Origin of the sequence: Paenibacillus darwinianus (assembly GCF_000598065.1) — a bacterium.
In the GTDB taxonomy this organism is placed as follows: domain Bacteria; phylum Bacillota; class Bacilli; order Paenibacillales; family Paenibacillaceae; genus Paenibacillus_I; species Paenibacillus_I darwinianus.
In genome coordinates this window covers 5,288-10,731 of sequence record NZ_KK082184.1, presented here as the reverse complement: position 1 = coordinate 10,731, position 5,444 = coordinate 5,288, and the positions used below count along the sequence as shown (strand labels likewise).

The 5,444-nt window shown below is 57.4% G+C and carries 6 protein-coding genes; 5 read left to right on the top strand and 1 reads right to left on the bottom strand.

What is annotated here, in order from left to right; genetic code table 11:
- Positions 1-437: 437 nt before the first annotated feature.
- Both BG52_RS11795 and BG52_RS11790 read left to right on the top strand, forming a co-directional pair.
- The gene (locus tag BG52_RS11795) at positions 438-1,025 is read left to right on the top strand and encodes an RNA polymerase sigma factor (protein ID WP_036585353.1); all 588 of its coding nucleotides are present in this window, start codon (positions 438-440) and stop codon (positions 1,023-1,025) included.
- Positions 1,022-1,894, top strand: a complete 873-nt coding sequence (locus BG52_RS11790; RefSeq protein WP_036585350.1) for an anti-sigma factor — start codon at positions 1,022-1,024, stop codon at positions 1,892-1,894. Before BG52_RS11795 ends, BG52_RS11790 begins: the two co-directional genes overlap by 4 nt.
- A gap of 83 nt (positions 1,895-1,977) precedes the next feature.
- On the opposite strand, the gene ilvD is transcribed toward BG52_RS11790, so the two are convergent.
- The gene (gene ilvD, locus BG52_RS11785) at positions 1,978-3,663 is read right to left on the bottom strand and encodes a dihydroxy-acid dehydratase (protein WP_036585347.1); all 1,686 of its coding nucleotides are present in this window, start codon (positions 3,661-3,663) and stop codon (positions 1,978-1,980) included.
- A gap of 269 nt (positions 3,664-3,932) precedes the next feature.
- Between ilvD and BG52_RS11780 the strand changes: the two genes are divergently transcribed.
- The 3 genes from BG52_RS11780 to BG52_RS11770 form a co-directional block, all read left to right on the top strand.
- A complete protein-coding gene (locus tag BG52_RS11780) occupies positions 3,933-4,238 on the top strand; it encodes an urease subunit gamma (protein ID WP_036585344.1) in 306 nt (101 codons plus the stop codon).
- 48 nt (positions 4,239-4,286) lie between these two features.
- Positions 4,287-4,655, top strand: coding sequence for an urease subunit beta (ureB, locus tag BG52_RS11775; protein WP_036585341.1), 369 nt, complete (start codon positions 4,287-4,289; stop codon positions 4,653-4,655).
- 5 nt (positions 4,656-4,660) lie between these two features.
- Positions 4,661-5,444, top strand: a 784-nt coding sequence (locus BG52_RS11770; protein WP_397310991.1) for an urease subunit alpha, incomplete at its 3' end; no start/stop codon positions are given.

Here is a 5,444-nt window from a genome sequence, read left to right as displayed (position 1 = left end):
GGAAGGAACCGGCCGCCGCTCCAGCGGACACCGGCATGGCGGCGGTACGGAGGCAGCCGGCGCTCGAAGCGGACAAGACGTTGTATCGGGTGCCGAGGTAGCATTTGAATACAGAATTGGGGTGAAAAAAGCCTCCCGAGACATCATGAGGTCTCAGGAGGCTTTTCGGCGGGTTGAAATATTAACATGAATTCGGAATCAAGCAATGACAAGAACCCGACGCCATGCGTAGCCACTGTGATTGAGAAAGCGATGATGAGGGAGTATAAACAAAGCCGGGATAGGAACGAACAGGCAGGAAGTTGATTCTGATTCTGTTGTACATTATGCTCTATCATGTAGAGGATAACACTTCTGCAGGGTAGTGATTGCTTCTACCTTTTCGTAAAGCGGCTTATGATGGAGGTGCATTTGGATTATCAGTGAGGAGGGCGCGCATGCGGGAAACAGTTTCCGATGAAGTGCTGATCCGGCGGATCGCGGCGCGGGATGCGCAGGCATTGGAGCAGTTGTACGACAGATACGAACGTCCCGCATATGCATTTGTCTTCCGGATGGTGAAGGATGTTATGGCTGCGGAGGAAGTTGTGCAGGAAATGTTCGTTAGGATATGGAATATTGCGGATAGGATCGATACGGATGGGGGCCGAGGCAAAGTCAGTACGTGGATGTTCGCGGTGGCACGTAATCTGGCGATCGACTGGCTGCGTAAGCGGGGAAGCAAGCCGCTTGAGGCGCTCGAGTACGATGAATGGGAGCGTGTCAAGGGTCAGGTGGAACAGGAAACGACTGAGCACGCTGTGGAGCGAAAGCTTCTCGGCGAACAGTTGAAGGCGGCGCTCGAAGAGCTTAACGAGGATCAGAAGCAAGTGCTTGAGTGGATTTATTATAAAGGTTATACGCAGCAGGAAGTGGCGGACCACGAACGGATTCCTCTCGGAACGGTGAAAAGTAGGGTCAGGCTGGCGTTGAATCAGCTGCGTAAACGATTCGACGAATTTGTTCGAGAGGGGGTGTGGCCGTGACGGCGGCGATCGAAAGCTTATGTGACTGGACTGATCTTTATGCGATGGGCGGATTGACAAGTGATGAGAGAACAATGTTCGAGGAGCATATGGCAGGCTGTAAGAATTGCCGCGAACGCCTGATGGCGGTGGCTCCCATCATCCACGCTCTCCCTTGGGCCGTCGATTCGATTGAACCGCCCGCAGGCATGAAGGATCGCGTGCTGGCCCGTGTGCTTGGCGTGCATGAGGCGGCGGAAGCGGGTGAAGATTCCCAACTGTTGGCGGCAAAGAAGCTAACGGATCTGCCGACGGCTACAAAGTTGGAAACTGCCAGCACGTCGAAGGGAATCGCCATATACCCGGTTGCCGCCCGGAGCCGGGTTCTAAGCTGGTTTACGGGGGGATTGGCAGCGGCGGTGCTGTTGTTGGCTATCACGTCCGGTTTGCTCCTTCAGCGGGTTGATCGGCTTGACCAAGAGAGGGAGGCGCTCACCGCACAGGTGGCCGAGATGCAGCGTCAGGCAGGGGAAGATACCAGTACGGGTTCGCCATTGGTGGTTAATCGGGTGATCAATCTGAGTCCGATGAATGATCTGGTGGCAAAGGGACTTGCGACGATCGTAATCGATAATAAAGGTATGCATCTGATTGTTCAAGCGGAGCAGCTTCCGGAGCTGCAGAACGAGGAAGCGTTCCAGGTATGGTTGCTGAAGGGTGGACGACCGGTTAACGCCGGCACTTTCCTGACGTATGACGGCACAGGCGCGCTCTACTACTCCTTCGAGTCCGACGACTTCGATCAAATTGCCATTACGAAGGAGCCGGATGCGAAGGGCCAGACGCCGCGTGGAGAAGTGGTGCTTGCTGCGGCGTTACCCGATGTGTAGCTGTTAAATTAATCAAAACCGAAAGAGCCGTCCGAATGATGGACGGCTCTTTCGGTCCGATATTGTGAAACTAACAAATGGGGTTAGATTTTCATAACGCCACCCATGCTGGCGTTGGTTACGAGATGCGAGTAGCGGGCCAGATAGCCGCGGGTGATCTTCGGCTCGAAGCCTTTCCACGCCGCGCGGCGCGTTGCCATCTCCTCGTCGCTGATAAGCAGCTCGATTTTGCGGTTCTCCAGGTCCAGTTCGATGATGTCGCCGTCGTTGACGAAAGCAAGCGGTCCGCCCTCCGCAGCCTCAGGCGAGATGTGCCCGATGCTGATGCCGCGGGACGCGCCGGAGAAACGGCCGTCGGTGATGAGGCCGACCTTCGCGCCCAGACCCATGCCGACGATTTGCGACGTCGGAGCAAGCATTTCCGGCATGCCCGGGCCGCCCTTTGGTCCTTCATAACGGATGACCACGACGTGGCCTTCCTTGACCTTGCCGTTCGCAATGCCGTGCAGGGCGTCATCCTGCGAATCGAAGCAGATGGCAGGGCCCTTGTGGTAGCCGCCGACCGATTTGTCGACCGCGCCGACCTTGATGATGCAGCCTTCAGGGGCAAGGTTGCCGAACAGAACGGCGAGTCCGCCGCGCTCGCTGTGCGGGTTATCCAGCGAGTGAATGACGTCGGGGTTCAGGATCGGATGTCCTTCCGCGTTCTCTCGCAGCGTTTTGCCAGTAACCGTTACTTGATCGCCGTGGAGCGCGTCGGGCTTCTTGAGCAATTCGTTGATAACGGCACTGACGCCGCCTGCCAGGTGCACGTCCTCAATATGCCAATCGGACGCAGGCGCGATCTTCGCCAGATGCGGCACACGGTCGGCCACTTCGTTAATGCGGGAGATCGGGTATTCGAAGCCGGCTTCGCGGGCCAGAGCCAGCGTATGAAGCACCGTATTTGTCGATCCGCCCATTGCCATGTCCAGCGCAAAAGCGTTGTCGATCGATTCGATCGTCACGATGTCGCGCGGCTTCAAATCCATCTTGATCAGCTCCATCAGCTGGCGCGCGGATTGCCGGACGAATTCGCGGCGTTCAGGCGCTACGGCCAGAATGGTGCCGTTGCCCGGCAGCGCGAGACCGAGCGCCTCGGCCAGACAGTTCATGGAGTTGGCGGTAAACATGCCGGAGCAGGAGCCGCAGGTCGGGCAGCCGAACTGCTCAAGCTCTTGGAGGCCTTTCTCGTCGATCTTGCCCGCTTGATAAGCGCCGACACCTTCAAATACGCTCGACAGAGAAATGGAGCGGCCGTCGGACGTTTTGCCGGCTTTCATCGGCCCGCCGCTGACGAAAATGGTCGGGATGTTGACGCGCAGTGCGCCCATCATCATGCCCGGCGTAATTTTATCGCAGTTCGGGATGCATACCATGCCGTCAAACCAGTGTGCGTTCACGACCGTCTCGACGGAGTCGGCGATGATCTCGCGGCTCGCAAGCGAGTAACGCATGCCGATGTGGCCCATGGCAATGCCGTCGTCCACACCGATCGTGTTGAATTCGAAAGGCACGCCGCCCGCTTCGCGGATCGCTTCCTTGACGATCTTACCGAATTCCTGAAGGTGCACGTGACCCGGAACGATATCGATATATGAATTGCAAACCGCGATAAACGGCTTGCCGAAATCTTCTTCCTTAACGCCGGCGGCGCGCAAAAGACTGCGATGAGGCGCGCGGTCAAAGCCTTTGGTGATCATGTCTGATCTCTTTTTTTTAACGGCCAAAATAGTCCCCTCCTATGTTCATGTCCATATCCTAGAGTTTATCACATTGAGCGCGCATTTGCTAGATTGCCGAGACATGTGGGCGGCAGTGCGAAACATTGGGAGTAGAGACAGCATACACGTTACATTCATGTAATGTACAAACAAGATCCCCTCTCGATCAAGTTTGGAAATGATTTTTTGTGTCATATAATATGACGTAAAATGATTTACAACTTCACGGCCTCACACTATAATGATAGGAAAATGACGAAAAGAGGTGCGAGGGCATGCAGTTGACAGAGCGCGAAAAGGAGAAGCTTCTGGTGACGATCGCCGCAGACTTGGCGCGCCGCCGGCTGAAGCGCGGGGTGAAGCTGAACTATCCCGAGAGTGTGGCGCTGATTACGTCCGAGATTCTGGAAGGCGCCCGCGACGGGATGAGCGTGGCGGAGTTGATGGCGTTCGGGACCCGCATTCTGAAGAGCGAGCAGGTGATGCAGGGCGTGCCGGAAATGATCCATGAGGTGCAGGTGGAGGCGACGTTCCCTGACGGAACGAAGCTCGTCACGATCCATCATCCGATCGCGGGCTGACAGCCACCCGGCGGATCGCAGAACATTCGGTGCAGGGGAGACGGGTTTATGATTCCAGGGGAATACCGAACAGCTTCAGGGGCGATCGAGCTTAATGTCGGCCGCAGGAAGCTTGAACTGATTGTCGTGAATACGGGCGACCGGCCGGTGCAGGTCGGCTCGCATTTTCATTTTTTTGAAGTCAACCGGGGCATGTTGTTTGACCGCGAAGCGGCGTTCGGCATGCGCCTCGATATACCGGCCGGCACGGCCGTCCGTTTCGAGCCAGGGGAAGAGAAGCCGGTAGGACTGACCGAAATCGGCGGCTTGAAGCGGTCATTCGGCCTGAACGGGCTGAGCCGCGGAGAAGCGGTGAACGGCGCGATGAGCGAGCAGGTCCGAGAGCGACTGAAGGCGTGGGAAGGTGAGCGGAGTTGAGCGGAATGGATCGAAAAAGCTATGCGCAAATGTTCGGCCCGACGAAGGGCGACGCCGTAAGGCTGGCGGATACGGAGCTGTGGGCGGAGATTGAGCGGGATTATACGGTCTACGGCGACGAGTGCAAGTTCGGCGGCGGTAAAGTAATTCGCGACGGAATGGGCCAGTCGAGTGGAGCGCTGCGCAGTGAAGGCGTACTGGATACGCTGATTACAAACGCGGTCATCATCGACTATTGGGGCATTGTGAAGGCGGATATCGGCCTGCGCGACGGCGTCATCGTCGGTATCGGCAAAGGCGGCAACCCCGATCTGATGGACGGCGTGAGCGCCAATATGGTGGTCGGCGCCAGCACGGAGGTGATTGCCGGCGAAGGGAAAATCGTGACGGCGGGCGGCATCGACAGCCATATTCATTTCATTTGTCCGCAGCAGATCGAAACGGCGTTGTCCTCCGGTGTCACAACGATGATCGGCGGCGGCACGGGGCCGGCGACCGGCACGAACGCGACGACATGCACGCCGGGCGCGTGGCATATGCGGAGGATGCTGGAGGCGGCGGAAGCTTTTCCGATGAACCTCGGTTTTACCGGTAAAGGAAACGCGTCGTTCACCGGGCCGCTGATCGAGCAAATCGAGGCTGGCGCGATCGGCCTGAAGCTGCACGAAGATTGGGGAACGACTCCGGCGGCCATCGATGCGTGCCTCCAGGCTGCCGATGCCTATGACGTGCAGGTCGCGATCCATACCGATACGCTTAACGAATCGGGTTTCCTCGAGGATACGCTCG